Source organism: Carnobacterium inhibens subsp. inhibens DSM 13024 (genome assembly GCF_000746825.1).
Lineage (GTDB): Bacteria > Bacillota > Bacilli > Lactobacillales > Carnobacteriaceae > Carnobacterium_B > Carnobacterium_B inhibens.
In genome coordinates this window covers 1797726-1822294 of sequence record NZ_JQIV01000006.1, presented here as the reverse complement: position 1 = coordinate 1822294, position 24569 = coordinate 1797726, and the positions used below count along the sequence as shown (strand labels likewise).

The window sequence follows — 24569 nt, the reverse complement described above, 5'->3', positions numbered from 1 at the left end:
AGAAAGGATGACAAAAATTTATGTTAACTACAGAAACGACAAAAAAATGGCTAGAACTTTTTATTGAACAAATTTTAGAAAATAAAGCTTATCTTAGTGATTTAGATACAGCTATTGGTGATGGAGATCACGGGAACAACCTTGCCCGTGGAGCTAATGCATTAACGGAAGCTTTAGAAGCCAAAAATCCAGAAACATTAACAGACTTATTAAAAACAACTGGGATGACTTTAGTCAGTAAAGTAGGAGGTGCTTCTGGCCCTCTACTTGGTTCTGCATTTATCAGCATGGCTAAAGCTAGTCAAGACAGTGATGATTTAGGAACAGTTTTAGAAGCCGGATTAGAAGGTATTCAAAAACGTGGTAAGGCTGTAGCTGGCGAGAAAACAATGGTCGATGAATGGATTCCAGTTATCGAAGCTGTAAAAGCTAAGAATCTAACTGCCGCTTTGATTGAAGAATCCGTTGAAAAAACAAAGGACATGAAAGCAACTAAAGGACGTGCCTCTTATTTAGGCGAACGTTCTATAGGGCATGCCGATCCAGGCGCTATGTCTAGCAGCTATCTATTTAAAACGATGATGGAAGCAGGTGTGTATGATGAGTAAAGAATATGGTGTATTGCTGGTTTCTCACGTATCAGAAATTGCAGACGGTTTAGCTAAATTGATTAGTGAAGTGGCTAAAGATGTTACAGTCAAAAGCTCTGGCGGAACTCCTGAAGGTGGAATTGGAACTAGTTTTGACAGAATTGAAGAAGCTTTATCTTCATTTGAAGAAGAAACAGTTCTAGCTTTCTATGATTTAGGTAGTGCTAAAATGAATTTAGAATTAGCTATTGAAACTTCTGATAAGACAGTCCATTTATACGATACTGCTTTGATTGAGAGTGCTTATACAGCAGCTGCTCTATTGCAAGCAGAAGCTCCATTTGATGCTATTGAAGAACAATTAGCATCATTAAAAATTAAATAGATTTTAATACAAATAACTCGCTTTTTTTATTAAAAGCGGGTTATTTTTGTTGAAAAGACAACACAATTAACGCTTTCATGTAATTTTCATGAAAATCTAACTTACGCAATAGCTATAGTTTCTGATACACTCCTAAGAGATACATTGAAAAGGAGTTTTTTACTATCAAAGAAATTAAAGAAAACAGATTGCCCCACAATGCTAAAGAAGGAATGTTATACGGTCTTATTATTTGTACGATAACTGTTATTATTATGAGCACAGTAAACATTGGACTAGAATTTGGTAAGCTTGATACAGAAGTATTCCTGATTATTCTCAAGTCTTTTCCTATTATCTTGATCATTGCCATGTTGCTAGAAGTACTCGTTATTGGGCGTATTGCAGAAAAATTAGTGCACACTTTTTCCGATGATACCGATGGATTTAATGCAAAAATATTATTCACCATCTTTTTTACTGTTATTGGGATGTCATTGATTATGACAGTAATTGGCGGTATGCTTGGTAAGGGTATTAGCCTAGATTCATTTGGATCATTATCACATTGGCCTAGAAATTTTTCAATTGCTTTGTTCTGTGAGCTTTTGATTGCTCAACCGCCTGCACGATTTGTTATGAAAAAATTACATTTACGCCAAGAGGATAAATTAGATTACGATTTTGATTAAAATCTGGTAATCTAATCACTTTATTTAATGGTTTATTGAACAAAAAACAGAGGATTCCGTTTAAAATGGAGTCCTCTGTTTTTTATTTAGCTAGATCTGAAAGTTTTGCTTCAGCAAAATTTAGTGCCTTAATCATTTTTCTTTGAAGGTCTATATTTAAATGCTTTGGTCGCTTCAACAGCTGATTGCCAGCCTGCATATAAATCTTCTCGAACAGATTCTTCCATGTCGGGCTCATATGTTGCTTCTTTTTCCCAAGTCCTTTTAACGTTAGTTTCATCTTTCCAAAATCCAGTTGCTAATCCTGCCAAGTAAGCAGCTCCTAAGTTTGCTGTTTCAGTTTCGTTTTGGCGTTCGATCCGTTTGTTCAAAATATCAGCTTGAAATTGCATCAAAAAGTCATTCTGAGCTGCTCCACCGTCTACACGTAAAACTTCTATTGGAATACCTGATTCATCATTCATCGTGTCTACAACAGTTTTTATTTGGTAAGCCAGTGATTCTAAAGTTGCACGCACAAAATGTTCTTTAGTCGTTCCTCGCGTTAACCCTACAACAGATCCTCTCGCGTCTTGATCCCAATAAGGCGCAGCTAAACCAGTAAAAGCAGGGACAACATATACATTGTCTGTTGAATTTACTTTTTTAGCGTACTCTTCAGATTCAGGAGTTGTTCTAAACATTCTTAGACCATCTCTTAACCATTGAAGTGCTGATCCGGCTACAAAAATACTACCTTCAAGTGTATAAGTAACTTCTCCATTAATACCATAAGCAATAGAGGTTAGTAACCCTTTATCTGATTTAATGGGTTCTGTACCCGTATTCATAATAATAAATGCGCCCGTACCATATGTTGCTTTGACCATACCTTTTTCATGCCCTTCATGCCCTAGTAAAGCAGCTTGTTGGTCAATAGCCATACCCGCGATTGGGACTTCTCCACCATAAAAATGTTCTGGTACTGTATTTCCATAAACTTCAGAAGATGATTTCACTTCTGGTAACATTTCTTTTGGAATATCCAATAAAGCCAAAATATCTTCATCCCATTTAAGATCATAAATATTAAATAACATGGTACGACTTGCATTTGAATAGTCTGTTACGTGAGCTTTTCCACCTGTTAATTTCCACACTATCCAAGTATCAATCGTTCCACATACTAATTCACCTTTACTAGCCCGTTCTCTTGCTCCATCTACATGATCTAAGATCCATTTAATTTTAGTTGCTGAGAAATAAGAATCCACAACTAAGCCGGTTTTATTATGGATAGATTCTTCATGACCATCTTCTCTTAATTGTTGTGCGAGTGCATTTGTTTGTTTTGACTGCCAGCCAATTGCTTGATAGATAGGCCTGCTTGTCTCTTTATCCCAAACTACAACTGTTTCGCGTTGATTCGTAATCCCAATACTGTCAATATCTACTGGTTTCACTCCAGATTCAATCAAAACACCTGCGATGACAGATAAAACGGATAACCAAATCTCATTGGCGTCTTGCTCTACCCAACCTGGTTTAGGAAAGTTTTGAGTGATTTCTTTTTGTGAACTCCATTTTTGGTTCCCTTTTTTATCAAATAAAATAGCTTTTGTCAGATCCGTTCCTTGGCTAATCGACATGATATATTTTTTACTCATATGCTGCCTCCTAAATAATAATAACAGCGCTTTTAGACTGCCTTAATTTTTTTTATTTGTCCTTAATGGATGGAATGAAAAAGAACACCCCAAATAAAGGATGCACTTTTTCATTCTATTCCTAAGATAAGTATTAATCAAAAAATACGTATCTTATTTATTTTCTCTGATAGGTTTGTGTTTGAAAATACGTGTAGCTTCAACAGCTGATTGCCAACCTGCGTATAAGTCTTCGCGCTCTTCTTCTCCCATATTCGGAGTGAATGAGGCATCTTTTTCCCAGTATTTTTTGATCTCATCTTGGTCCTTCCAAAATCCTGTTGCTAATCCAGCAAGGTAAGCTGCACCTAATGCTGTTGTTTCGCTAATTTTAGAACGTTCAATTTGAGTATCTAAGATATCTGCTTGAAATTGCATCAAGAAGTCATTTTGAGATGCTCCTCCATCAACACGTAATGTTTTAATTGGAATACCAGATTCTTTATTCATTGTATCTACAACGTCTTTCGTTTGGTAAGCCAATGATTCAAGTGTTGCTCTTATAAAGTGTTCTTTAGTTGTTCCACGTGTTAACCCAAAGACAGCTCCGCGAGCATCTTGATCCCAATATGGTGCACCTAAACCCGTAAATGCAGGTACTACATAAACATTTTCTGTTGAATCTACTTTTTTAGCATATTCTTCAGATTCAGGAGCTGTTCTAAACATTCTCATTCCATCTCTTAACCATTGAAGTGCTGATCCAGCTACAAAAATACTTCCTTCTAATGCGTAAGTGATCTCGCCATTCAAGCCATAAGCAATCGATGTAAGCAAACCGTTTTCTGACTTAATAGGTTCTTTACCTGTGTTCATAATGATAAAAGCGCCAGTGCCGTAAGTGTTTTTAACCATTCCTTTTTCATATCCTACTTGTCCGAATAAAGCAGCTTGTTGATCACCTGCCATGCCGGCAATTGGAATTTGCCCACCATAGAAATGCTCAGGAATCGTTTTACCATATACTTCAGAAGATGATTTGACTTCTGGCAGCATTTCTTTTGGAATATCTAGCAACGCTAAAATGTCTTCGTCCCATTTAAGATCGTAAATATTAAACAACATTGTACGACTTGCATTTGAATAATCGGTTACATGTGCTTTTCCACCTGTTAATCTCCAAACTAACCAAGTATCAATCGTTCCAAATAATAATTCACCTTTTTTAGCACGTTCTCTTGATCCTTCAACATGGTCTAAAATCCATTTGACCTTAGTTGCTGAGAAATAAGAGTCAATAACTAAACCAGTTTTATCTTTAATTAATTTAGTGTGCCCATCTTCTTTAAGTTGATTAGCAATGCCGTTTGTTTGTTTTGATTGCCATACGATTGCACGGTAAATTGGTCTACCTGTTTCTTTGTCCCAAACAACAGTTGTTTCACGTTGGTTAGTGATCCCGATACTATCAATATCAGATGGTTTTAAACCTGATTCAATTAAAACACCTGCAATGACAGATAAAACTGAAATCCAAATTTCATTAGCATCATGTTCTACCCAGCCTGGCTTAGGAAAATGTTGCGTAAACTCTTTTTGAGAACTCCATTTAGAGTTTCCTGCTTTATCAAATATGATTGCTCTAGAACTAGTAGTACCTTGGTCAATTGACATAATATATTCTTTAGTCATTTTATTCCCTCCAATAGTATAATACTCTTTCATGCGTTTGTATTCTAAATGTAACGCTAAAAAAAACCGTTGTAAAGCGTTTTCCAATGTCGTTTTCTAAAAAATGTAAGCGATTTTTAATTTTCAGTCGTAGTTTTTTCACAATCTGACTTCAGAATTATCTTTCTAAAAATAACCTGTATATCTTTTATATTCTTATCCAAACTAGTTTATTTTTAGAATCTGATAGTTTTGATGCTAAAAACCGACTTTTTTTAACCATTTATTATGCAACTGATGAAATAATAAGCCTTTATAACTATGTGAAAACTTGTTCTAATTTTATCATTTAGTTTAAAAATGGCGAGTTTTTTATTCTCATTTTCTTTTAATAAAGACTAACAACTAACAGATTACTTCACCTGTTAATTGTTAGTCTTTACGCTCAATTATTCTGCTTCTATCCAAGCCCATTTGTAACTATCTGGTCCAAAAACACGTTTATAATAATCTTTAACGTTTGGATTCAATAAATAAGAATCTGCTGATTGGTATAGTGGTGCAAGTGCGGCATCTTCCCCTAAAGCCACTGTTTCAATTTCTACTAATGTTTCCCATCGTGCTTCATCATCGTAAGTTGCTTTTGCTTTGTCTACTAAAGCATCAACATCCGGATTTGAATAATTCATACGATTGATATCTGTGTCAAAGCGTTCCACATAATTGATGGGATCTGCAAAATCTGCTATCCATGAATTAATGGCCATATCATAGTTTCCAGCACGTACTGTATCTAATTTCATACTAAATGGCATGCTTCTTAATTTAACTGTCAGGCCCGGTAAATTCTTTTGTAACTGGTCTTGTAAATACTCAGCTAATCGTTTTGAATCCTCTGTATCTGATGTAATCAGTTCTAATTCAAGGCTGTCCGTTCCCAACTCTGATAATCCAGTTTCCCAAGCATCTTGAGCTTTTTCAACATCATATGTCAACAAATTCCCAGCATCTTCACGATAATCTGCACCAGTTACAGGATTACTTGCTAAACCGGCTGGAACAAATCCATCAATCGATTCTGAACCATCTTGTAAAACGCTATTTACATAGCCATCTTTATCGACTGCTGACGCAATAGCTAAGCGAATATTAGCATTGCTCAACTCTGTTTTTTCGTTATTATTCAAGTTATTCATTTCAATATAGAAAGTTGTCGCATTTAATGAAGAATGAAAATTAGCGTCTTCACTATATTGAGCGACAAAACTTCCTGATAGAAAAGCAATATCTGTATCACCATTTTCAAATAAATTTAGCTCTGTAGTCACTTCTTTGATAACATCTACTGTTACAGTATCTAGAACAACAGCCTCAGCATCCCAATAATCTTCATTTTTTTCAAAAGTCCATCCTACACTGCTCGCTTGGTTCCAATCTTCTAATATAAATGGTCCATTATAAACTAGATTTTCATTTGAGCTTCCATATTTATCACCTTGTTCTTGGGCAAATGTTCTATTTTGTGGAAAGAAAAATGGCAATGTCAGCAACTGATCAAAATAAGGGGTTGGCTGCATTAGTGTGATTTCTAACTCCGTATCACTGATTGCTTTAATTCCTAAATCAGTTGGTTCCATTTCTTCATTAATAATTTCAGTAGCATTTTTGACCAACCCATCAAACATATATGCATATCCACTTGCCGTTTCAGGTGCAACTACCTTTTGCCAGGCATAAACAAAATCATCCGCAGTGACCGGTTCTCCATTAGACCAAACAGCATCGTCACGGAGCTTGAATGTGTAAGTTTTTCCATCTTCGCTTACAGTAGGTTCTTGGGCTGCCGCACCTAAAACAGGTTCAGAATCTGGTCCTAAAACATATAACCCTTCGAAAACATTGTTCATGACCGTAAAACTCGTTAAATCAGTTGCTAATGCTGTATCCATAGAAGGAATTTCTGAAGCAGCAGTCAAGTGTAGTTCTTGTTTATCAGCTAATTTTTTTTCACTAGTTGCTGAAGTACTTGTAGTTGAAGAATCTTGCGAATCTGCACCTCCACAAGCTGCTAGTAATACAGTTAAACTAATTATTCCCAAACCTTTTATATGATTTTTCATTTTATTTCACCCTTTCATACTCTTTTCATATTTTATGATTAGTTGAAAAAACGTCTGACAGCACATAATTCTTTTTGATAGTTTGTTCCTTCAAGCTTCGTGATCATAACTTTTGATCCAGGAGTTTGGGAATGGATCATTTGATCTTCTCCTAAATAAATTCCTACATGATGAACTTCTCCATAGCCTTCTTGGTAAGCAAAAAACAACAAATCTCCAGGCTTTGCTTCTTCATACGAATGAGCTTCTCCTTCAAAAACTTGTTCTTGAGCATCCCTGCTCAACCAGATATTGAACGTCCGAAACAATGTATAAACAAAGCCTGAACAATCAAATCCAGCAGCACTTGTTCCTGCCCAAACATACCTCAAGTCTAAAAATGATTTTGCGTTATTGATCAATTGATCTACAGCATTTAATGGTAAATCACTTAGTAAATGAGCATCTCTTTTTCCGATTATCCCGATACCAGCTGGTGTAAGAACTTTATATTCATCAGTTGTTTCTTCTAGTACAGATAAAATGGTTCCAATAGAAAGATCCATTTGAGAAGATTGGTTATCCTTTATAATATTGATTTTTGCTATTGGCTGCTTAACAGCGATTTGATCTAATTCCTCTGACCAACCATCTGGTATGGAAGCAAGATCCTTATTGAAGATCCATCCCGGATATCCCTTGGGTTCATTTTTATAGGCTTGTTTTATGACCGTTACTTGTGCATACTCTCCACTAGTTTCTAAAACCTCTACAATATCCCCGTAAAGTAATTCAGAGTCTACTAAGCGATCCTTATACAAGCTCATAGCTTCTTCATCTGTTAAGGTATAAAAGTGCTCTTTTCTATCTTGTTCTCGTATTTTTTCTTGAACTGGGTGTTCAAGGTTTTTTGACCATAAAAAAGTTGTCGTGACATTAACCATTTTTTTCATGTATGTATCTCTCTCCTTATTGCTAATTTTTTAACACTAATCAGCAAGAAAGATGATGATTAGTCAGTAGTAGTTAACCATTTAAATGCTAACTTCCCGATTTCTTGCATCCACTCTATTGCTTTAGCTTCTTCTTTTACACTTTTATTTAATGAAGCAATATAAATTATCCGGCCTTGGTAGCGAAATAACGCCATATCATGACGAATTTCATTATCTTCACCAGTTTTATTTAACATTTCTAAGATTGGGATTTCTCTCTCATCTAAGTAACCTGGTAAACCCGTCCTAAATTGCTGTAATAAAAAAGGCTTTTCTATTTGATTTTTCCAACTTGGATGATTCTCTCCCAGTTCAATGATTTCTTTTAAAACTTCTGTCGCTCCTAATGGCGAAACTTCATTGACTAACCCTGATTCATAGTCCATCAAGTAGCGTCTCAGAGCTATTCCTTTATGCCAATGTTTTGTTTGTATCCATGCTTGTAAATCTTCTAAACCAACATAACCAATCAACTGATTAGTAGCTTCATTGTCTGAAACAGCAATCATAAGTTGTAGAAGGTCTTCAATACTCCATTCTTCTATAGATGTTAAAATATGCATTATTCCTGATCCATTTGCCCGATTTAGTTTAGATACAGTTACTTTAGTCTTTAGATGAAGTTTTCCTTGAATAGCTTTCTCGTAATAATAAAGGTATATCGGAAGCTTAATGATACTTGCAGAAGGAAATAAATCATTTTCATTTTTACTAAATAAGTTATTTGTACCATCGTGAATATAAAGCCCACTTTCGATATAAGGTACAAATTTAGTTGCTAACTCTTGAATTTCCTTATCCCAGTCCATTTTTACCCTCATTTCTTTTATTGATATCAACCAACACACATTAAAAACTCATTATTTTATTACCTGAAATTAATTATATAGAAATGAATGATTTACCACAACATAACTATAACGCTTACATGTTAGGTTGTTTTTTTATCATAATAAAAAACAGCCGAGAGTGGGACAATAAGCACTTAGACCCGGGTCTGCTTTTTGGAGCACGTTTTAGAATAAACATTCGTATATAAAGAAGAGGCTAGGATTTTTATCCCGGCCTCGTTTCATTTATCTTTAGATATAGTACAAGTTTTCTGATGGGTAGAATGGATCACAAGTAATATCTAATCCTAATTTGCGAAGTGTTTGGTCATCATCTTTATTTAACATAACTGTTGAGTGTGCTTGAACATCTTTTAATTCAGCTAGCTTGTTATAAGCCAATTGAGCTGTGGGGTTAGTAACTGCACTAATAGCAAGTGCAATAAGAACTTCACTTGAGTTCAATGCACTGATTTTACTATGAAGATCCGTTACTTTTAGTTTTTGAATGGTTTCTAAAATGTTGGGAGATAATAAATGGATTTCATCTGAAATATGAGCCAATACCTTAATAGAATTTAAGATAGCTGCAGAACAAGAATCCATCAATGGTGTCGTTCTTCCAGTAACAATCTGTCCGTCTGCTAATTCGAATGCAATCACAGCTGGCATATCCGTTGTTTCTGAATGTTCTCTTATCTTTTCAGCATATCTACGAGCTGGTGCAACTGGAACTCTATCTTCTTTCTTCAATCCAACTTCTTCCATGATCAATTTCATATGATTAAGGATCTCTTCATCGATCAATCCTTTTTTAAAGTCACCTTCAGTTGAAAAACATCTACGAATAATTTCTTGCTTAGATGCATCTTTTACAGCCTCGTCATCAATAATACCAAAACCAACACGGTTAACGCCCATGTCTGTTGGAGATTGGTATACTGATTCTTTTCCAGTAATTTTTTCAATGATTTTTTTTATAACTGGGAAAGTTTCAAGATCACGATTGTAATTGACGGCTACTTGATTGTATTTTTCAAAATGGAAACTATCGATCATATTGACATCTTTTAAATCGACAGTGGCTGCTTCATAAGCGATATTAAGTGGGTGTTTTAACGGAACATTCCAAACTGGAAAAGTTTCAAATTTTGAATATCCAGCTGCTTTTCCTTGGTGTCGTTCATGATAAAGCTGGCTTAAACAAGTTGCCAGTTTTCCACTTCCAGGACCTGGTGCTGTAACGACAACAATTGGTTTAGTTGTTGGAATATACTCATTCTTTGCAAATCCTTCTTCTCCTACAATGTTTTCAATATCTGAAGGGTATCCTTCAATTGCAGCATGTGTAAAAACTTTTATATCTCTTCTTTCTAGTTTATTAATGAAGAGTTTTGTAGAGGGTTGTCCATTGTAGCGGGTAATTACGACACTATTCACTTCTAAACCATACCCTCTTAATTCATCAATTAAGCGTAAAACATCCATATCATATGTGATACCATAATCGCCACGAATTTTATTTCGTTCGATATCTCCAGCATACACACAGATAATAATTTCAGCCTGATTTCTTAATTTTTGTAATAATTTTATTTTTGCATCCTCATCAAATCCGGGCAATACACGTTTGGCGTGTTTATCACCAATAAGTTTCCCACCAAATTCAAGGTACAACTTATCGTAATCATTTACTCGTTCTAGTATATATTTTGATTGCTCTTCAATATACTTTTGCGGATCAAATCCTGCTTTTTTCATGTACTTTCCTCCTGTATGATTGCTGAATGTTAGGCGTCAGTTTTCTAAAACAAAAAAAAGTTAGACGATTTTTTCGTACTAACAATTTCTTTTCTCACTACTATTAAGAATGAATAAGTTCAATTATAATTTATATAAATTTAATGCCCTATTTTTACATCCTTTTCAATTATAGTGCTTTATTTTTTATAATCAATGTATTTTACCTATGTATTTTTAAATTATGTAAAAAAAATATTGGCATGAACTTCAGCGTTAACTATCCGAAGAACAACCCAATATTATTTAGATATCTAAACTTATTAAAAGACTAAAAATCACTCACGCCAAGCTATTGCTAATCCTTTTAAGAAGTTTCTAGCGTATCGATCGCCGCATTGTTTGTAGTTTCGATGGCCTTCTTTTCTAAGAACTGCACTTAACTCACTTTTTGATATTTCGACTCCAGCATTACCTAAAACGCCCAACATATCTTCACTTGTAAGCGATAGTGCAATTTTGATTTTCTTGAGCAACAGATTGTTTACATTAGTATTATTTAATGTCATAACTACTTTTGGTTCCGAATCTTCAGCGTCTGATTCTTTTTTACCTCTCTTGAAGGTGATTAAACCGTTTAAAAAAGATTCCAGCGTTTGGTTGGAACACTCTTTTTTATATTCATTATTTTTGAATTCCTCTTCTTTTACTTCACTAGGGCTTTCTTTTGTTTTTTTATCCAGCATCTTCTTGATGTCTTCTTTTGTTAAGTCCATACCACCTAATTTGAAAATTTCTACCATGTCATTATCTTTAATATCTAATGCGTATCTTAACCTTACTAATCGATCGTTATTGTTCATTTTATTAACCCTCCAAAACCAAATATTTATCTAGTACTAGTATATAGCTTTACTTCAATGATTGCACCTTTTGAAATAGATAAACCAACCGCACTTTCTGTTATGTAAATAATAGGTTGCTAAATGTAAACCAATGATTGAGTTACTTTATTACTTATCTATTATGGATGGATAGCACTCTCTCTTATCTATTTGGTAATCGGCTGTTGTAATTCTAATTATTTACTGCTAGAATAAGTCAAAGCAAAGTCCTTTTAAATTAATCCAGAGAGATTAAAAAGGGTAACAAGTCAAATTATGATACGATACCTGAGGTCCTTTTGCGAATACACCATTCAAAAGGGCATTTTTTGTGCCCAAAAATAGGAGGAATCGTAGATGTCAAGCAAGAAAATTATTCAAGTAGATGAAAAGGTACCTGTAAAATTACTCATTCCGTTAAGTTTGCAGCATACATTTGCTATGTTTGGAGCTTCAGTACTAGTGCCCATCATCTTTGGTATTGACCCTAGTATTGTTTTGTTAATGAACGGAATTTCTACGTTATTATTTATTCTTATCACTAAAGGAAAAGCCCCTGCTTATCTTGGTTCAAGTTTTGCCTTCATTGGACCTGCCAGTATTATTATTGCAAATCAAGGATTTGCTTATGCTCAAGGAGGTTTTGTCGTCTTAGGGATCATGGGTTGTCTTTTAGCTCTTTTCATTCGTCGTGTAGGTACGAAGTGGATCGATATTGTCCTTCCACCAGCAGCAATGGGAGCAGTTGTAGCATTGATTGGACTAGAGCTAGCAAGTAATACTGTTCAAGGCGGCTCAATAGGCGCAAACTTGATGACCGAAACGGCCTCATCGCAAGACTTTATTGTCTTTTTCATTACATTAGGTGTAGCAATTTTAGGTTCAGTTTTATTTAAAGGATTTTTATCTACTATCCCAATTTTAATCTCAATCGTTGTCGGATATATCTCTGCTGCAGCTTTTGGAATGGTCGACTTTACACCTTTAACGGAAACGTCATTGTTTACCATGCCCCATTTTCAATGGGCAAAATTCGATGTGAATGCAATACTAACGATGCTTCCGGTTCTTCTTGTCTTAACTTCTGAACACATCGGGCATCAGGTCGTCACTTCAAATGTTGTTGGCCATGATCTGATAAAAAATCCTGGATTACATCGCTCTTTATTCGCCGACAATTTGGGCACTGCTTTATCTGGTCTGATTGGCGGGGTGCCTACAACAACTTATGGAGAAAATATTGGAGTAATGGCTATCACGCGCGTATACAGCGTTCGAGTAATCGCTGGAGCAGCTATCTTTTCGATCTGCATGGCTTTCATCGGACCTTTAGCAGCGTTTATCTCGACGATTCCAGGAAATGTGATTGGTGGAGTAACCTTCTTGCTTTACGGAATGATTGGGACAAGTGGATTGCGCTTATTAGTGGAATCTAAAGTAGATTATAGCAAATCAAAAAATTTGATTTTAACTTCTATCGTTCTTGTTGCTGGTTTAAGTGGATTAACGGTTAATTTTGCGGGAATCGAATTAAAAGGGATGATTCTTGCGAGTGTAGTCGGAATTATTCTAAGTGTCGCCTTTTATTTATTTGAAAAAGCCGGCTTAATGAACGAATCAGACGAAGTTTAAACTAGGAATATAAAAAGCTGAGTACTATTTCTTCTATAGTTTTATAGAAGAAATAGTACTCAGCTTTTTTATTAAGTAATTTATTTGTAGTTTTTTAACTTGTCATTTAGTTTTCGATAAACTACTTTCATATCAGGTTCTGTACAAGCCTCAATGGCTTCTTCCAATTCCATCCATTTGATAGCACTGTTTTCATCTTCTTTGACCGTGGTTTTCTCTTCTTCATTCGCTTCAATTAAATAAGTTACATTTAAATGCAGATGGGTTGCAATAGGAATTCCCTTTTTTAGATGACCCGGAACACCTAAAATTTCTACTGAATAAATGTTTTCTGTTACAGGACTGATAGTCGTCAATCCTGTTTCTTCTTTTGTTTCTTTTAAAGCTACTTGTAATAAATCTGGATCGCCATCCGCATGGCCACCAACCCATGACCAAGATTGGTAAATATTGTGGTAAGCCATTAGCACTTTTGTACGTTTGGGATTTACTACCCAAGCTGAAGCTGTAAAATGCGCAAATTCATTTTCGCGTGCCAGTAAATTGTCAAAAGTATCCATATACTTTAGGATAACTTCTTGTTCTTTAGTTTCTTGAGTAGTATAAGGTATGTAATGGCTGATTTGTTCTCTTAAGTTCATCTAAGCTTCTCCTTTAATAAATTCTATATATAACATTGAACCATTCGACTATTTACTGATTTCAATTTCTATAATTAAATAAGTCCTTTTAAGTCTACTTTTGTTTAAAGTACGCCTAGTAATTATACCACATATGTTAATTGCATTTAAACTATGTACGTCCCCGAAACATATGTTAATCAACTTAATTCTTTGTTTATAATACTATTAACTCATGATACACAAACTCCTTTTGAGTACAAATGAGTTTAAATCTACGTTTTCACTAACGGAGTATGAAATAGAATATTTTTGAAACAGAGATATAAGAGACATTGATTAATTAAAAGAAGTACACTTTTTCAATAACTCGTTATATTCATCTAGTATATTATTCTATTTTACTTCTAACCGTTCAGAAAGGTATAATAAGGATATAGTGTGTAAATAGTTATGCCTATTTTTATAAAGCAATTTATTAGGAGAGATCATATTGGAAAACACAGTAGGAACAGTAGTACGCGGTCTTCGCGGTCCAATCATCAATAAAGGTGACGATATTGAACAAATTGTAGTGGAGACTGTCTTAAATGCAGCTAAGAATAAAGATTTTTCTTTTGAAGATCGAGATATTGTTACTATAACCGAATCAATTGTAGCACGCGCACAAGGAAACTACGCATCAATTGATGCTATTGCTGAAGATATCAAAGCAAAATTCGGTGATGAAACAATTGGCGTCATTTTCCCAATATTAAGTCGTAATCGCTTTGCAAATATTTTACGTGGTATTGCAAAAGGTGCAAATAGTATCATCTTAATGTTGAGTTATCCTTCTGATGAAGTAGGGAATCAACTTGTTGAGATTGATGAATTGGATGTCAAAGGTGTAAATCCATGGACAGATGTTTTAACTGAAGCTGAATTCCGTGAGCATTTCGGTTATAAAAAACACCGATTTACTGGAATCGATTATATCGATTACTATAGAGAGTTGATTGAAGCTGAAGGCGCAACTTGCGAAGTCATTTTCTCAAACAATCCCAAAACTATTTTAACGTATACTAAACATGTCCTAACGAGTGATATACATTCACGCTTTAGAACAAAACGTATTTTATCAGCTAATGGAGCTGAAACAGTATACGGCCTTGATGATATTTTAACGGCATCAATCAATGGTAGCGGCTTTAATGAAACTTATGGCCTGCTTGGATCAAATAAAGCAACAGAAGATACCCTAAAACTCTTTCCAAACAATTGCCAACCAATTGTTGATGGTATTCAAGCCAAATTAAAAGAACTGACAGGTAAAACAATTGAAGTCATGGTATATGGCGATGGGGCATTCAAAGACCCAGTTGGTAAAATTTGGGAACTTGCAGATCCAGTTGTTTCACCTGCATACACCGTAGGACTTGAAGGCACTCCAAATGAAGTGAAATTAAAATATTTAGCCGACAATAACTTCTCTCATCTTCGTGGAGAAGATCTAAAACAATCTATTTCTGAATACATCCTGAATAAAAAGGAAGATTTAGTTGGCACGATGGAAGCGCAAGGTACTACTCCACGTAGATTAACAGACTTAATCGGTTCGTTATCTGATTTAACCTCTGGTAGCGGAGATAAAGGAACACCTATCGTTTTTATTCAAGGTTACTTCGACAACTATACAAAATAAGTTTAATACAAAAAAGACAAATTTCAAAATAAGTCATTCCCTAAAAATCTAATTTTTAGGTTTTTTTTGTATATAAATATGATTAATAGCTTCAAAGCATTTAATTCAGATTTTTATTTGACTTGCATAAACTACCTTCTGTATAATAAGAATCGCGCGATTTTTTTTGCGACTATTATATTTAGAGGAGATTTACAAATTGGATAAAGATAAATTAGGTAAAACAGTTACCTTTAAAGAAATCACTGCAAACCCTGCTCCACTTGGGCTTTTGGGTTTCGGAATGACTACTGTATTGTTAAATCTTCATAACGCTGGATTTTTCCCAATGGATTCAATGATTTTTGCAATGGGCATCTTTTATGGCGGGTTTGCACAAGTTATTGCAGGAATTATGGAATGGAAGAAGAATAATACATTTGGTGCTACAGCATTCACATCTTATGGATTCTTTTGGCTATCATTGATTGCAATAAACATTTTACCTACTATGGGTTTAGGCGAAGCGCCTTCTAGTCAATCTATGGGAGCTTACTTATTCATGTGGGCTATCTTTACATTTGCTATGTTTATTGGAACTCTTAGAATCAATAAAGCTTTACAAGTTGTATTTGGATCATTAGCACTTCTATTCCTTTTATTATCTTTAGGTCATTTTACAGGCTCTGCACTTATTTTAACCATTGCTGGTTACGAAGGAATCATTTGTGGATTCTCAGCAATTTATGCTGCAATGGCACAAGTTTTGAATGAACTTTATGGAAAAGTTATTATGCCAATTGGCGAAGTGAAATAATAAAAATTATTAAAGGCACACCGTCCAGTAATAAATGGATGTTGTGCCTTTTTATATGAGTTTATTATTCTGGTTACCGTTAGTTACAGTTAAATACGCTCAGGGAGAACTACAAAGGGGGCTCTTCACTAATAATAAAATCAAGAATCAGCTTATTGACACGTTCGGGTTCTTCATGGTGTACCCAGTGAGTAGCTTCTCCCAGCAATACTCCTCGACCATCATCACAAAATTCGAGACTTTTACGGGCCAATTCAGGACCTAAAAATTGATCTTTAGCTCCCCAGACCAAGAAAGTTGGCACAGTCACTCGTGAAGGAACATCCGAACTAGTATAGTTGGATATTAGAGCACGGTACCAATTGATCATTGAACGCATAGCACGTGGTTGAGACCACGCAGTACGATATTTTTGTAAATCTTTTTCACTAAAGGTTCCTTTTCGGCTGCTGCTCACTAATGCCTTCTCTACAGCTTTCCAATTAGACATACTAAATATCTTTTCCGGTATTCCTCGTAATTGGAAGAAAGCAATATATGAACTTTTTAGAATTTGTAAGGGGTGTTGCAAGAGTTGTTTGCTCATAGCTAGTTCATGTGGAGCATTAAGAATAATTAACTTATGCAATAACTCAGGATATTCTCTTGCTACTCTCCAAGCCACGATTCCACCCCAGTCATGTCCTACTAAAATAACTTTTTCTTTACCGGACACTTTGATCAGGCCAGCAATATCTGCAGCTAAATAATCTATTCGGTAATCACTTACTTTTTTAGGTTTATCGCTAAGATTATAGCCTCTTTGATCTGGAGCCCATACTCTAAATCCTTTATTTGCCAGTTCAGACATCTGATTACTCCAACCATACCAAAATTCGGGAAACCCATGTAGCAACAGTACTAACGGTCCCTCTTCAGGTCCTTGTTGAACAACATGCAGCTTGATCCCATTCGTCTCAATATACTTATGCTCTTGCATTCCCATACCTTAAAACCTCCTATGTGAAGCTAGTCTTAACACCTTACATATTTACGTTTAAAGCCGATTCTTCCTTTTTCTACTTGTTTTTGAATACTCTCATAAGCATTTAAAGTACTGTCTTTTTTGTTTTCACGTTTGACTTCCACTGTACCTACTTCCATTGCTGTCTCAATTGCCTTTTCATGTAAAGGAGAAAATGAAATCCCTACAGTGGATAGAAAATTATTCATGGACGCTTTCGTTCGTTCCGGCGCATCATGAATCGTCTTTTTCACATGATCAAGCATGCCAGAGATCTTGCCCTCAGAAAATTCATTGTCTGAACGATTTCCTAAAAGCCAACAATAACAACTCCAGCCCGCAGACATCCTCAATTCTTGACCACTTGCGATCCATTTATCCGCAACATCTTGTGCAATATCTGACTCAGATAATGTCACAGCTACCACAAAATCAGATAACATATAAAAATAAGCTGCATCCATCCAACGATCAAAATCCAACTCCGTCATAACTTTTGGATCCGAAATGACACCTGCAAAATACATGGCATCGTAATTACCTGTAGCATAAAGCTCTTCTGCTAAAGGTTGATTTTTTTTTATCTTCTTTGACATAGGTTTCATTTCACCTGTTGTTACACCAAAAAGCGGCTCCTGTGCGCCATTAGATAGATATATTTTCTTCATTCTTGGCTTACTTAAGTCTTCAAGCTCTTGCATAACTGTTTCAAAATTCATAATTGTTTGTATCTCCTTACATAATTTAGTAAAAACTTAGTGTCAGGATTTGAATGAATAATCTAAAACTCATCACGAGCATTACGCAACTCTTTAAAGTCTTCCATCTTCTCTGCTTGCAGAAAGAGATTGATTTTTTTCTCCCTGCCAATCGTTGTGGGTAAAGTTGGTTTTCCTTTTGCACGCATTTCATTGACTTGGTCTAAGGCTTCAGAAAAGAACGTGTTAGATGGCTGCATAGAATGCGCAAAGCGTAAATTGGTTTGCGTGTATTCATGAGCGGCATATACTTGTACCTCATCGTCTAATTGTTTGAATTTCTGTAAGGCATCATATTGAGCTTGATAATCTTTTGTAAATACTCGGCCACAGCCTGCTGAGAATAAGGCATCCCCGCAAAAGAGAGCTTTTTCCATTAAGAAACTAACATGTCCGTGAGTGTGTCCGCCTGTTTTTAATACTTGGACATTTTGACCTAGCAACTTAAAGGAGTCCCCATCCACTACGATATGGTCAGCTATGTCCCCCGTTTCTTTTGGGCCATAAATTAAAGCATCTGGGTATTTTGCTGAAATTTGTTGAACTCCTCCGATATGGTCGTCGTGATTATGCGTTAAAAGGATGGAGTTTAACTGTAGCTGCTTTTCTTCTAAGTAGTCCATGACTTGTTCAGCTTCTCCTGGATCGACTACCACTGCTTCTGTGCCTTCTTCAATAATCCAAATATAATTATCAGAAAAAGCTTTTATTGGATGAATGTTCATAACTATGTCTCCTCACCTTGAATGACTGACGTCAAATCAAATATATTTTTAAGTTCTTTCATAAACGCTTAAAGTGCATACTGAATATATTTCACTCTATTATTTCCATAAGACATTAAAAGTTATTTTCCTATACATCAATTTACAAAAATTAAATTTTCTCATTTATGTATCTTACTCATTCTTTTTTTAGTTTCTTTAAGCTCATTCTAACAAACAACTTTTAATAGTGCGAAAAAATTGCATAGATATAGAAATTTAGAATAACTAATCGTTCTACTTCTTCTAAAAAATTATTTATTTATAGTACGATTCTCTGTAATATTGTAGTATCCATAACAATATTTTATAGCATAAATAAAGGTAAGAACACCTCATCTCCAGTTTTTCTTAGAACGAGATATAATCGGCACTCATACTTCTACTACATTCATACTAGATATTTCAATTATCTCACATTAAAAAGACAATTGAATATCACAAGTATGTTAGTATGCTGATTGAAAGATTATGTTGCTGTGGAATTAAAATGTAGAGTTAACATCGACACTGAAAGCTAACACAAAGAGCACGTCTTTCTAATATCATAGTTTATCTTGCTCTTCTATCATAGGTCCTTTTTTATTAGTAATTTATAGTTTTATTTTGAGCTTCGATGATGATAGCGAATTGATTAGTTTACCGATATCCTTAGTACTACCACTATTCGCTATTTTTTCTACAACAACCGTTACATTTTCTATGAATTGAGATGATAGTTTAGACTCCATTACATTTTTAACCCATTCAATATCTTTAATACTTTTTTCTCCAGTATATACTTTTTCAAACACATAAATAGAACCTTCCCCAATTGCAGCAACAATTGCGCCTGCAATAATAGCATTTAGTACACTCGCTGCTATGTTGATTCCCGGAATAGCTTTCAATGAGTTAATTGCAACTTTCGCAGCTACACTAACTGTTCCGACTTCAACAATAGCATTTAATAATTCTTTAGAGTCTTCATCTTTGCTAATTTCGTACAGATGGGCAAGAGCTTTTACTTGGGCAACTTCAATCGGACCCAATATTAATGCATCAGCGAATGGAATAGGTACAGCACCTACCGTTACTGCAGTTGTAGTTGAAAATCCAACAACACCTTGAGCTAGAGCCTTTTTCCGTTTTAATTTAAATTTGTATACGTCGTTCTCGCCAGCTTTTATTCCTTCTGGCATCAATTCATTTGTCACATCAATTAGCTCTGTAATTCCTTCAGGCGCTGCAAATGCTGTGTCATTAAGTACATAGGTGGATGCAACAACAGGGACAGTATGTTTCAGATTTTTTGAATATTTCTTTTGTTTCGCAAAAGCATTATCCACCATTTCTTTATTCTGCACCCTCTCTGGAACAGAATAAGATTTCGTAATGACTACGACAATCGGAACAGTCTTCCACATTGCAGTTGCTCTAGAAAGGTCTTTGATGGTCTTTGGAAACAACTTACTCGATGTTCCCTCAATACAAAACCAAATCACATTAATTTTGGTATCTTCTTCTCCATCTTTAATGCTCTCCTTTGACCATTTTTTTACTGCATTGATCGCTTTAAATTGTTTAACCAATGATGGTTCAAAGCCAACCGTATCGATAATTCTAAAAGGTACTTCTTCACTTTCATATATTTCCAGCTTTTCCGTTGTACCAGAAGAACCATATCCAGTCTTCGCTATTTCATCTCCAAGAACTGAATTTATCAAAGTTGATTTTCCTACTCCTGAATTTCCAATTACTAATACATTTCCTCTTTCCATATTAATATTTCCCCCCTATCTAATATAAGAGCTAATTCACTCTACTATACTGCTTGTAATTCTTGCGAATCTTGATCTTTCTATATTCCCGTAACATTTAAAATAATTATACCACTCTCAAAAGTAATATACTTTAGGCTAATAGAACTCTATATATTAAAAACGTGTCTGAAAAAATATTACTTATTCCAATAAATTCGAATACTATTTTGTTTTAAAACTATTAGACTTAAAAGTTGCTATTTCATTGAATACCATTGATATATTATTGAGCGCGGACAATAGAAACTAAAAAAACAACTGATTCAAACAAGTATCAACCGCAAGACCAATACTGCCTTTCATAAACAGCCATTCAAAAGTTGCAAAACAAAAATAAAACTATACTTATAGAATTAAATACCATCATCTCAGACTAAGTTCATTCTACTCAAGCTAGGATGATGGTTTATTATTCTCTGTATAGTTTCATTACTAGAATTATGTATTTAATTTAAAAGAATTCAATAACAACATCATTGAATCCATTAGAATCCAAAAAAGAAGTTAACAATACTTTTATTCTTTTGTCTGCTTCTTCCAAAAATCCTTGACTAACTTTTTCTTCTTCAAGATTTTTTTTATTACTATTTATTTCGTCAAAAACTATCTGAGTAGGATAATCTGAAAATATATCACCCTTAACATCTTCTACTTTCGTTTTATCAGTGTCAACAACATTATCAAGTATTTGAGATTTTGGGACTCTTACTAATAATTGCTTGGATACTTCATCATACGATATTTCAAGTTTTGAAAAATTTGTCCCAGCTTTTAAATATCCGGAATATTCAATTAGCTTTATCGCCTCTGCATAATTAATATCAGTTATACCAAGCACGGATACACTCTTATCTGTGCGACTTACTATTACATTGCTATATTCATACTTTAATGTTGTCCACTCTGACAACTCCACTAATTTGTCTTGCATTAATGCTGTTTCAGAAGTTTTATTAGCAGAGGTTTCAATTAATTTAGTTTGAAAAAATATAAAAAAACCAAATACTCCAATGATTGATATAAAAACTATAGTCTTTACTTTTAGCTTTTTCATATTAATGTTCTCCTCACATACTGTTCCGTTCATATATCAAGTCAGATTTTTTATCTCTTGGCTTACAAATTAAAAAAATACACAATACAAATCCTTATCGTCATCAAGTATTCCGTCTCCTCTCTCAATAATTTTAACGTACTAAGGTGCTCAAAATTTGTGAGTATTACAGTTCGATTAACATTTTTCTAATCAGATTAATTACCAATATTTTATCATGATATTTTAGAAAAATATATACTTAACGGTTTAAATTACCCTGGATTATATTTCATTATTACTTATGATACAGTTCACCGAGATTTATCTAAATGAGGTTACGCTATATTAATCTACTTTCTACAACAGCAATATTTCTTTGCAGATCAATAACATCCTTCAGCGTCTCAGCCTGAAGAAATAAATTGATATTTTTCCTTATTGTTGTTTCCACTGAAGTAAGTCAATGTAGACCCTAAATTTCTTTATATAATCTATCGATCCATCGGGTTCCTTGTGTAAATTATCTCAGTGCTCTGCCCTTACTCAGCTCATTACTAAGTACTCACTCTATTCCGTTGAACAGTCATTCCATTTTTCCTATTGATTGATGAACACAGTTACGTAACTTTGATGTGGAATTTTGATAAGTAATTTCTCATAAGAAGCTTTTTCTGATATTATATTCTTATAACGATTTAATGGAGGAAAATTAATCATGATGGAATTCAAACAAAATATTCGTGGAAATGTAGCTTTAGGTATAAATCCACTTGGTTGCAAACAAGAAGTATTGAATCAAATCGACTATGTAAAAGGCAAAGGAACTTATGAAGGCCCAAAAAAGGTATTGATCATTGGCGCATCATCAAGCTACGGTTTAGCCACTCGGATTAATTTAGCTTTCGGTGCTGGAGCAGATACAATTGGCGTTTCTTTTGAAAAGGGGCCAAAGAACGAAAAGAACTTAGGAACAGCCGGCTGGTACAATAATATTGCTTTTCGCGAAGCCGCTGAAAAAGAAGGTCTGATTGCTAAAAACTTTGTTCAAGACGCTTTCAGCCACGAAAGCAAGCAAGAAGTCATCGATTATATAAAGAACGAATTTGGCGGTAAAGTAGACTTAGTCGTTTACAGTCTGGCAAGTGGTCGAAGAACAGATCCTACTACTGGAGAAACATATACTTCTTCGATTAAAGCCATTGGAGAGCCCGTAGTTGGACCTAATATTAATATGCAAAACCAGACTTACTATACTGAAACTCTGGAACCTGCAACTGAACAGGAAATCGCTAATACTGTAAAGGTAATGGGCGGAGAAGACTGGGAACTATGGATGCAAGCACTAAAAGAAGCAGACGTATTAGCTGATGGCGTCTTAACAACTAATTATTCTTATTTAGGAACAGAGCTTAACCATTCTTACTATGGTGGTGGTACACTTGGCCTGGCTAAAGCAGATTGTGATGAAAAGACAAACAATATTAATGAGTTACTAGCTGACATAAACGGCAAAGCTCAGATTGTAGTCGCTACTGCAGTTACCACTAAAGCAAGTTCAGTTATTCCTTTTTTCCCTGTTTATTGTATCGGTCTTTATAAAGTGATGGCAGATAAAGGCACCCATGAAACACCAATTATGCATCAAGACCGCATTTATAGAGAAATGATTTATGGCAACAAGCCTGAATACGATGAAGTGGGCCGTCTTAGACCTGATAACTGGGAACTTGACAGCGATACTCAGGCTAAAACGAAGGAACTTATCCTAAAATTAAATGAAGAAAATTTCAATTCTAATCTGACAGCTTACGACATCTTTTATAAAGAATTTTCAAATTTAAGTGGCTTTATGGTTGATGGCTATGTTGAACAAGACGTTACGATAGAAGAATTAAAAGCACTACACTATTAAGCAATTGTGACTCTATAAATAAACAAAGAACCCCTCGCATTTTACTGTGAGGGGTTCTTTGTTTGGATGGATTACAAGAGTCTTTTTGACTTCAGATCGTTGGCCATATAAATTTTGTACAGTTTAGTGTAGACAATCCAATCTAAGTCTATTTTAAATAATCAAATAAGTTTTTTCCGTTTATTTCAAATTCATCATGGGTTGATTTTACGTAATTGACGTGATGATACAATGAGAAATATAAGAGACCAAGAAAGAGGTATAAGCTACTTGCTACAAGCCAAATATCAACGCTAGTATATAGCAATACGCCGGCACCAACTATACTACCTAATAGAAAGAAGCTGAGATTCAGTAGTTGGAAACGGGCCTTCCGTAACTCGGATTTTCGTCCTGCTAAACTTCTACCTAAAGCCAAACCAGCATCAGTTAGGTTTCCAGACATATGTGTCGTACGAACAATCATACCTTTATAATAGACAAACATACCATTTTGCAGACCTAAAATTAGGGTTGTCTCTAGCAAATACCACCAATGATTCTTAAGCATAATGCTTCCCACTAAAATCGCTAAACCGGATAAGAGTTGAATATAACCATACCGACGTTTCAATTTAAAGACCTGTTCTGGAAATAGGAATCCACTCAACATCGTTCCTAAGAAAAAGGCTAGTATAACGATTATCAAACGAATAAAACCCTCGAAATCCCCTTTTACTAAATGAATCATACTGTTTGATAAACTCCCCGTATGATGGGAGCTAGTAGCTGAAAATAAAATAATCGTTACAACGTTCATAAATCCTGCAGTTGCAGTTAAGAGGAAAATCCAACTCGTTAACTGAATCTTTAGTGCTTTTTTTCTCAATACAAACCCTACTATCATAAACATTTTTATCTATTACATACCTCAAGTGTAATTTAAATCTACCTATAATAAATTATTTTTGCAAGGTATTTATAGAGAATCCTAGTATTAGTAATAATTTATTGTTGTCTTGTTTATTATAATACAGTGCTGATTATTTATTTCTTTTTAATCAAAATAGATTGTTAAAACCCTAAAGTAATA

The 24569-nt window shown here is 34.7% G+C and carries 21 protein-coding genes; 7 read left to right on the top strand and 14 right to left on the bottom strand.

The genetic code is table 11. The features are described from left to right. The first annotated feature begins 20 nt into the window (after nucleotides 1-20). The 3 genes from dhaL to BR65_RS09890 all read left to right on the top strand — a co-directional run bounded on the left by dhaL (nucleotide 21) and on the right by BR65_RS09890 (nucleotide 1646). Nucleotides 21-608 carry a dihydroxyacetone kinase subunit DhaL gene (gene dhaL, locus BR65_RS09900; protein WP_023176543.1) on the top strand — a complete coding sequence of 196 codons (588 nt, stop codon included), beginning with the start codon at nucleotides 21-23 and terminating at the stop codon, nucleotides 606-608. Further along, a complete protein-coding gene (dhaM, locus tag BR65_RS09895; protein WP_023176541.1) occupies nucleotides 601-975 on the top strand; it encodes a dihydroxyacetone kinase phosphoryl donor subunit DhaM in 375 nt (124 codons plus the stop codon). The genes dhaL and dhaM overlap by 8 nt, the downstream gene beginning before the upstream one ends. A gap of 212 nt (nucleotides 976-1187) precedes the next feature. Next, on the top strand, nucleotides 1188-1646 hold the full coding sequence (locus tag BR65_RS09890; protein ID WP_081701935.1) for a DUF2798 domain-containing protein: 459 nt from the start codon (nucleotides 1188-1190) through the stop codon (nucleotides 1644-1646). A 128-nt stretch (nucleotides 1647-1774) separates the two neighbouring features. Here the strand turns inward: BR65_RS09890 and glpK (BR65_RS09885) are convergent, their stop codons facing one another. The 7 genes from glpK (BR65_RS09885) to BR65_RS09855 all read right to left on the bottom strand — a co-directional run bounded on the left by glpK (BR65_RS09885) (nucleotide 1775) and on the right by BR65_RS09855 (nucleotide 11469). Beyond that, the gene (glpK, locus tag BR65_RS09885) at nucleotides 1775-3292 is read right to left on the bottom strand and encodes a glycerol kinase GlpK (protein ID WP_034538036.1); all 1518 of its coding nucleotides are present in this window, start codon (nucleotides 3290-3292) and stop codon (nucleotides 1775-1777) included. Between the two features lie 153 nt (nucleotides 3293-3445). Beyond that, complete coding sequence (gene glpK, locus BR65_RS09880) at nucleotides 3446-4963, bottom strand: glycerol kinase GlpK (RefSeq protein WP_034538035.1); 1518 nt, start codon at nucleotides 4961-4963, stop codon at nucleotides 3446-3448. Nucleotides 4964-5391: 428 nt separating this feature from the next. Beyond that, nucleotides 5392-7062, bottom strand: a complete 1671-nt coding sequence (locus BR65_RS09875; RefSeq protein ID WP_034538034.1) for a peptide ABC transporter substrate-binding protein — start codon at nucleotides 7060-7062, stop codon at nucleotides 5392-5394. Between the two features lie 38 nt (nucleotides 7063-7100). Further along, nucleotides 7101-7994, bottom strand: coding sequence for a C40 family peptidase (locus BR65_RS09870; RefSeq protein WP_034538033.1), 894 nt, complete (start codon nucleotides 7992-7994; stop codon nucleotides 7101-7103). Nucleotides 7995-8053: 59 nt separating this feature from the next. After that, on the bottom strand, nucleotides 8054-8845 hold the full coding sequence (locus BR65_RS09865; RefSeq protein ID WP_023176534.1) for a serine hydrolase: 792 nt from the start codon (nucleotides 8843-8845) through the stop codon (nucleotides 8054-8056). 273 nt (nucleotides 8846-9118) lie between these two features. Then, nucleotides 9119-10627, bottom strand: coding sequence for a DUF1846 domain-containing protein (locus BR65_RS09860; RefSeq protein WP_034538032.1), 1509 nt, complete (start codon nucleotides 10625-10627; stop codon nucleotides 9119-9121). Between the two features lie 317 nt (nucleotides 10628-10944). Then, a complete protein-coding gene (locus tag BR65_RS09855) occupies nucleotides 10945-11469 on the bottom strand; it encodes a YehS family protein (RefSeq protein ID WP_023176532.1) in 525 nt (174 codons plus the stop codon). Between the two features lie 378 nt (nucleotides 11470-11847). On the opposite strand from BR65_RS09855, the gene uraA reads away from it, so the two are divergent. Beyond that, nucleotides 11848-13122, top strand: coding sequence for a uracil permease (gene uraA / locus BR65_RS09850; RefSeq protein WP_023176531.1), 1275 nt, complete (start codon nucleotides 11848-11850; stop codon nucleotides 13120-13122). 80 nt (nucleotides 13123-13202) lie between these two features. Here uraA and BR65_RS09845 read toward each other — a convergent pair whose 3' ends face one another. Then, complete coding sequence (locus BR65_RS09845; RefSeq protein ID WP_034538031.1) at nucleotides 13203-13763, bottom strand: NUDIX hydrolase; 561 nt, start codon at nucleotides 13761-13763, stop codon at nucleotides 13203-13205. A gap of 472 nt (nucleotides 13764-14235) precedes the next feature. On the opposite strand from BR65_RS09845, the gene BR65_RS09840 reads away from it, so the two are divergent. Both BR65_RS09840 and BR65_RS09835 read left to right on the top strand, forming a co-directional pair. Continuing rightward, on the top strand, nucleotides 14236-15426 hold the full coding sequence (locus tag BR65_RS09840; RefSeq protein ID WP_034538030.1) for a coenzyme F420-0:L-glutamate ligase: 1191 nt from the start codon (nucleotides 14236-14238) through the stop codon (nucleotides 15424-15426). A gap of 199 nt (nucleotides 15427-15625) precedes the next feature. Further along, nucleotides 15626-16222 (top strand): acetate uptake transporter, encoded by a 597-nt coding sequence (locus BR65_RS09835; RefSeq protein WP_007724112.1) that lies wholly within the window; start codon nucleotides 15626-15628, stop codon nucleotides 16220-16222. Nucleotides 16223-16331: 109 nt separating this feature from the next. On the opposite strand, the gene BR65_RS09830 is transcribed toward BR65_RS09835, so the two are convergent. The 5 genes from BR65_RS09830 to BR65_RS09810 all read right to left on the bottom strand — a co-directional run bounded on the left by BR65_RS09830 (nucleotide 16332) and on the right by BR65_RS09810 (nucleotide 21603). After that, complete coding sequence (locus tag BR65_RS09830; protein WP_034538029.1) at nucleotides 16332-17207, bottom strand: alpha/beta fold hydrolase; 876 nt, start codon at nucleotides 17205-17207, stop codon at nucleotides 16332-16334. 29 nt (nucleotides 17208-17236) lie between these two features. After that, entirely contained in the window at nucleotides 17237-17944 is a 708-nt protein-coding gene (locus BR65_RS09825; RefSeq protein ID WP_034538028.1) for a DNA alkylation repair protein, read from the bottom strand. A 62-nt stretch (nucleotides 17945-18006) separates the two neighbouring features. Next, complete coding sequence (gene gloB, locus BR65_RS09820) at nucleotides 18007-18708, bottom strand: hydroxyacylglutathione hydrolase (protein ID WP_007724101.1); 702 nt, start codon at nucleotides 18706-18708, stop codon at nucleotides 18007-18009. Between the two features lie 632 nt (nucleotides 18709-19340). Next, nucleotides 19341-20507 (bottom strand): GTPase, encoded by a 1167-nt coding sequence (locus BR65_RS09815; RefSeq protein WP_034538027.1) that lies wholly within the window; start codon nucleotides 20505-20507, stop codon nucleotides 19341-19343. 493 nt (nucleotides 20508-21000) lie between these two features. Continuing rightward, nucleotides 21001-21603: a DUF4230 domain-containing protein gene (locus BR65_RS09810; RefSeq protein ID WP_007724097.1), complete on the bottom strand. Its 603-nt coding sequence runs from the start codon at nucleotides 21601-21603 to the stop codon at nucleotides 21001-21003. 700 nt (nucleotides 21604-22303) lie between these two features. On the opposite strand from BR65_RS09810, the gene fabV reads away from it, so the two are divergent. Continuing rightward, complete coding sequence (gene fabV, locus BR65_RS09805) at nucleotides 22304-23497, top strand: enoyl-ACP reductase FabV (RefSeq protein ID WP_034538773.1); 1194 nt, start codon at nucleotides 22304-22306, stop codon at nucleotides 23495-23497. Between the two features lie 148 nt (nucleotides 23498-23645). Here the strand turns inward: fabV and BR65_RS09800 are convergent, their stop codons facing one another. Further along, complete coding sequence (locus BR65_RS09800; RefSeq protein WP_244877167.1) at nucleotides 23646-24365, bottom strand: YoaK family protein; 720 nt, start codon at nucleotides 24363-24365, stop codon at nucleotides 23646-23648. Between the last annotated feature and the right edge of the window lie 204 nt (nucleotides 24366-24569).

Excerpts from the sequence above, each read along its gene's own strand:
- dhaL (WP_023176543.1), top strand. The coding sequence starts at position 21 with ATGTTAACTACAGAAACGACAAAAAAATGGCTAGAACTTTTTATTGAA.
- dhaM (WP_023176541.1), top strand. The coding sequence starts at position 601 with ATGAGTAAAGAATATGGTGTATTGCTGGTTTCTCACGTATCAGAAATT.
- BR65_RS09890 (WP_081701935.1), top strand. The coding sequence starts at position 1,188 with ATGTTATACGGTCTTATTATTTGTACGATAACTGTTATTATTATGAGC.
- glpK (WP_034538036.1), bottom strand. The coding sequence starts at position 3,292 with ATGAGTAAAAAATATATCATGTCGATTAGCCAAGGAACGGATCTGACA.
- glpK (WP_034538035.1), bottom strand. The coding sequence starts at position 4,963 with ATGACTAAAGAATATATTATGTCAATTGACCAAGGTACTACTAGTTCT.
- BR65_RS09875 (WP_034538034.1), bottom strand. The coding sequence starts at position 7,062 with ATGAAAAATCATATAAAAGGTTTGGGAATAATTAGTTTAACTGTATTA.
- BR65_RS09870 (WP_034538033.1), bottom strand. The coding sequence starts at position 7,994 with ATGAAAAAAATGGTTAATGTCACGACAACTTTTTTATGGTCAAAAAAC.
- BR65_RS09865 (WP_023176534.1), bottom strand. The coding sequence starts at position 8,845 with ATGGACTGGGATAAGGAAATTCAAGAGTTAGCAACTAAATTTGTACCT.
- BR65_RS09860 (WP_034538032.1), bottom strand. The coding sequence starts at position 10,627 with ATGAAAAAAGCAGGATTTGATCCGCAAAAGTATATTGAAGAGCAATCA.
- BR65_RS09855 (WP_023176532.1), bottom strand. The coding sequence starts at position 11,469 with ATGAACAATAACGATCGATTAGTAAGGTTAAGATACGCATTAGATATT.
- uraA (WP_023176531.1), top strand. The coding sequence starts at position 11,848 with ATGTCAAGCAAGAAAATTATTCAAGTAGATGAAAAGGTACCTGTAAAA.
- BR65_RS09845 (WP_034538031.1), bottom strand. The coding sequence starts at position 13,763 with ATGAACTTAAGAGAACAAATCAGCCATTACATACCTTATACTACTCAA.
- BR65_RS09830 (WP_034538029.1), bottom strand. The coding sequence starts at position 17,207 with ATGGGAATGCAAGAGCATAAGTATATTGAGACGAATGGGATCAAGCTG.
- BR65_RS09825 (WP_034538028.1), bottom strand. The coding sequence starts at position 17,944 with ATGAATTTTGAAACAGTTATGCAAGAGCTTGAAGACTTAAGTAAGCCA.
- gloB (WP_007724101.1), bottom strand. The coding sequence starts at position 18,708 with ATGAACATTCATCCAATAAAAGCTTTTTCTGATAATTATATTTGGATT.
- BR65_RS09815 (WP_034538027.1), bottom strand. The coding sequence starts at position 20,507 with ATGGAAAGAGGAAATGTATTAGTAATTGGAAATTCAGGAGTAGGAAAA.
- BR65_RS09810 (WP_007724097.1), bottom strand. The coding sequence starts at position 21,603 with ATGAAAAAGCTAAAAGTAAAGACTATAGTTTTTATATCAATCATTGGA.
- fabV (WP_034538773.1), top strand. The coding sequence starts at position 22,304 with ATGGAATTCAAACAAAATATTCGTGGAAATGTAGCTTTAGGTATAAAT.